The 3,905-nt window shown below is 61.0% G+C and carries 2 protein-coding genes; one reads left to right on the forward strand and one right to left on the reverse strand.

Features of this window, described 5'->3' with window-relative positions:
- Window positions 1–70: 70 nt before the first annotated feature.
- Window positions 71–1,045, reverse strand: a complete 975-nt coding sequence (locus AC6FTP_RS25930) for a hypothetical protein (RefSeq protein WP_497209795.1) — start codon at window positions 1,043–1,045, stop codon at window positions 71–73.
- Between the two features lie 825 nt (window positions 1,046–1,870).
- Between AC6FTP_RS25930 and AC6FTP_RS25935 the strand changes: the two genes are divergently transcribed.
- On the forward strand, window positions 1,871–3,905 hold a 2,035-nt coding region (locus tag AC6FTP_RS25935), incomplete at its 3' end, for an RCC1 domain-containing protein (protein WP_497209796.1).

Consider the following 3,905-nt stretch of genomic DNA (forward strand, 5'->3'; position numbering starts at 1 on the left):
AAAGAAAAAGCCCGGCCTCCGTCATGGAGCCGGGCTTTTTTCATGTCCCAGTCGGCAAAGACCCGCCGTCTCAGATCACTACGATCTCCGCCACCGGGCCCGTCAGCGCCTCCAGGCTGCCGTTCAGGGCGATGATCTTCACGCGCAGCGTCGCGCCGCTGGGCAGGTTTTTCAGCAGCTCCTCACCGTCGCCGCCGCTTTTGCCGTACTCGCGGAAGTCCGCATCCACGCCCACGATCTGGATCAGGATGCGGTCATTGTTGCTGCGCGTGCCCGGATCCCACTCCGCCAGCACACGGCCCAGGCCCACCGTGGTCAAAACCAGATCCACAGCGGGATCGGGCGCGCGCGGATTCGCCGGGATGTTCAGGCCGAAGACCTCCCAGCGCGGATCATCACTGGCCAGGCGCAGCTCCAGCTCATCCACCAGACCCATCAGCAGGCGGCGCAGGCGCTGGAGCTCGGCTTTCTTCGCCACCAGCGCGACGCTCTGGGCCGTGGAGGCAGTGTTCGCCGCCAGGCGGCAGGTGCTGAGCTGATCATGCAGGGCCTGGGAGCGCGTGGAGGTCACCTCCGTGCGCGGGCCGCCTGCCGGGATCTGATACGTGGGGTGCTGGTGCAGATACACCGCCAGGGCGGACAGGCACTGGAGGCGGCCGGCCTGACTGCGGGGCACCGCGTTTGAGTTCTCAGGCGGATTGGCGAATCCGGCCAGCGCCCATTCGGCGGAGGGCTCGCGGCCCAGGATGCCGATGAGGGATCCACGGACGGCAGCGAGGTAGGCTTTGCACTCCTCGTCTTTGTCACTGCGCGCGGCGGCGGCTTCTTCACTGGTCTTCTCCGCAAGCTTAAAGTGGTAGATGAGGCCCAGCACGGGCGGCTGTGCGGCCAGATCACCTTTCAGGTTGAACAGGGCCTGGCGCAGGTCGTCCTCCCGCACCATTTTCAGGGGGATCACGTCTTCCAGGTCGTGGCAGCCATCGGCGCAGTCTTCCGCCATGGCCAGCACGGCGCGTTCAGATTCAGGAATCGGGTTGTTGCTCATGTGACGTCGGGTTGAGGGTGTGTTGGTTGTTGGATTAGGATTGATGTAGCCAGGATCACCTTCTTCTAAGACATAAGATGGGTCACTCCATCTAGCGTTAGGATTATTCCATGTTTCGCCAGAGTCGAATCGTAAAATTCTCATGGTTTGGATGGATAATGCAGTTCCGCCTGCCCGATTGATCGCCGAAGGAACTGCGGGAGGAGTCCGGCCTGCCCGATGCAGCGTGCATTGCGTAGCCCGGGCAGCCCGGCCTGCCTGATGCAGCGTGCATCGCATAACCCGGGCTTCCCGGCCTGCCTGATGCAGCGTGCATCGCATAGCCTGGGCTTCCCGGCCTGCCCGATGCAGCGTGCATCGCATAGCCGGACACCATCAGTCTGATCGCTCTGCGGCTTTCACGTATGGACTTCGAGCATGGCCTGTCCGAGCGGGTGGCGCGCTCGCCTGCTCGCGGTGGGAAAGGATGAAAAAGTCTCATCAAATGGCCCATCCGCCTAGGGTTGGGTGAGCGGAATTCAATCGTTTTATCGGGAAAGCGCGCGGAAGTCGATCCTCTTTTTTTAATGTGACGAGCCTTTTTCTTTCCCTCCTGACAAAAGGGTGACATAATTTCATAACTCGGCATTTTATTGTGCTGCCTCAAGCTACTAGATCATGAAATTCCGAACTTCTTCATCCGGCCTGCCCGCCCCAGCCAAAGCCAGTGCTTTACATGGGATGAAGAATATCATTAGCCGCAGTGCCTAGCACGGATTCGATCTGCTCCACTGAGCTATCTATGTCCCCTCTTTCCGCCCTCAACGTTCCACGCCCCTGATCCACATGCAGACATCCCTACTGGTTACTTTGCTGCTCGCTGCCGCGCCGCTCTTGGCCGCGCCTTTCGTCTCCACCATCAACCGCGAGCCTCAGACCACTCTGGCTGTTGTTGGCTCCAGCACGGTTTTCCGTGTTACTTTTACCGAGAGCGTCACTGGCGTGGATGTGACTGACTTTACTTTGCTCAAGGTGGGCACCGTCACGGGCACGGTCGCCTCCATCTCCGGCAGCGGGGCCAGCTATGATGTCACGGTGAATGGCATCTCGGGCTTTGGCACGCTGCGGCTGGATCTCAAGCACAGCGGCACAGGTATCGTCGGTAGCGGGGCTGTCGCGCTCGCCGATGGATTCGACAACGGGCAGTCCGTCCGAGTGGGCACTTCAGTCCCCTTTGGCTGGGGCAGCCACGCCGCCGGACAGATCTCAGATGGCACGGCCAATACATTAAACAAACCCCTTCCCACAGCTGTGGATACGTCGGGATTGCTTGCGGGTAAGAACATCGTTCAAATGGCCTCTGGCGCAAACTTCACGGTGGCTCTCAGCTCCGACAATGTCCTTTACGCTTGGGGAAACAATGGAACTACGGGCCAGCATGGCAATGGCACCACGACACCACCGTCACCTTCGGTCCCTGTAGCGGTGACCATGTCGGGTGTGCTCAGCGGCAAAAGCATCGTCGATATCGCCACGGGTGAAACAGGAGGCATCGTCCTGGATTCCGATGGCAAACTCTACAGCTGGGGCGGCGGCACATCCGGTCAGCTCGGAGATAATTCCAGTGCCAATAGCACCACTCCCGTGGCGGTTTCAACGAGTGGGGCACTTAGTGGTAAAGTCATCACAGACATGTCAGGTGGCACGGGTTTCGTTGTCGCCTGCACTTCAGACGGCGGTATTTACACCTGGGGTGGGGCGACGAATGGCAAACTCGGCAACGGGACGACGACGGGCAACGTGACGACTCCGGCTAAGCTGGAAGGTGTGTTCACCGGCAAACGCGTCGTCGCGGTGTCGGCAGGTGGCACCTTCGCTGCGGCGCTGACTTCGGATGGTCGGGTTTATACATGGGGAAACAATTCTCAAGGGCAACTCGGTGACGGAGGCCCCGTCGTCCCATCAACCAATAATCCGACTCCCGCCGGAGTGAGCGGCTCGGGCCTCCCTGGTGGCAAGACCATCGCCAAAATCACCTGCACGCAATCGGCGGTTTATGCACTCGCCCGTGATGGCACCCTATACGCGTGGGGCAATGGTGGCTTGGGCGGCCTCGGGAACGGCACCACCGCCAACAGTTCGACTCCGGCCCAGGTGGACGTCTCCGGTGTGCTTTCGGGTAAGACGATCGCCGACATCGCTGGCGGCAACAATTTCGCCCTGGTCCTGACCACGGAAGGTAAGGTTTACAGCTGGGGCACGAATGCCAGTGGCCAGCTCGGCGACGGCACCACCAACCAACAAAACAACCCCATCGCCGTGGATGTGAGCGCCAGCAGCGCACTCAACGGCAAGACCGTCAGCTTCCTCTCGGACGCTCGCCAACCAACCTTTGTTATGGCCGGGGCAAATGGTGCTGCTGCCACTGCGCCTGAAATCGCCGTGACCGAGACAGGCGTGGGCGATGTCCCTGACAATGGCTCCTTCAGCTTTGGCACCACGACGGTGGGCACGCCGGTGACGAAGACTTTCACGGTGACGAACAGCGGCGTCGCCAATCTCACGCTCTCCAATCTCACGGTGCCCACAGGCTTCACCATTGCGCAGACCTTCGGCAGCACGACCGTGGCAGGAAGCGGTGGCTTCACGACCTTCCAGATCACGATGAGCGCAGGCGCTGCAGCGACGCCGAGCGGCACGCTGAGCTTCACCAATGATGACGCCGATGAGAACCCCTACAACTTCACCATCAGCGGCACGGTCAATCCACCGCCTGCGGAAATCGCCGTGTCTTACGGCATCAACGACGTGGCGGATGGCTCCACCGTGCCGGCGACGCTCAATGGCACGGCCTTTGGCGATGTGCCGGTGCAGGGCGTGA

The organism is Prosthecobacter sp. (assembly GCF_044378005.1).
In the GTDB taxonomy this organism is placed as follows: domain Bacteria; phylum Verrucomicrobiota; class Verrucomicrobiia; order Verrucomicrobiales; family Verrucomicrobiaceae; genus Prosthecobacter.

Excerpts from the sequence above, each read along its gene's own strand:
- AC6FTP_RS25930 (WP_497209795.1), bottom strand. The coding sequence starts at position 1,045 with ATGAGCAACAACCCGATTCCTGAATCTGAACGCGCCGTGCTGGCCATG.